Origin of the sequence: Corallococcus aberystwythensis, from assembly GCF_003612165.1 — a bacterium.
Lineage (GTDB): Bacteria > Myxococcota > Myxococcia > Myxococcales > Myxococcaceae > Corallococcus > Corallococcus aberystwythensis.
In genome coordinates, this window is the sequence record NZ_RAWK01000584.1 from 1 (window position 1) to 432 (window position 432).

At 52.8% G+C, this 432-nt stretch carries 1 protein-coding gene; it reads left to right on the top strand.

The window, feature by feature from the left end; genetic code table 11:
- On the top strand, nt 1–432 hold a 432-nt coding region (locus D7W81_RS41575), incomplete at both ends, for a DUF58 domain-containing protein (RefSeq protein ID WP_120560769.1).

Below are 432 nucleotides of genomic sequence, written 5' to 3' on the forward strand. Positions count from 1 at the left end.
GTATTATTCCAGGCCCGGCTGAATCCACACGAAACGCAGGCCATTCGGTATGAACTCAGGCCCACTCGCCGGGGTGAATACAATTTCGGGGCGGTTAATGTATTTGTGCTGTCGCCATTGGGCCTGTTAAAACGTCGGTATCAGTTTGAGAAGGAAAAGACGGTGGCCGTTTATCCATCGTTTTTGCAAATGCGGCAGTATGAGCTTTTAGCTGCCACAAATCGCCTGACCGAAATAGGCGTAAAGCGTATCCGACGCATCGGTCACAGCATGGAGTTTGAACAGGTACGCCCCTACACGACTGGCGACGATGTTCGCACTATTAACTGGAAAGCCACCTCCCGCCGAACCCACGCGCAGGGAACGGCGCTCATGATTAATGCCTATCAGGACGAACGGTCGCAGTCGGTTTATTGCCTGATCGACAAAGGG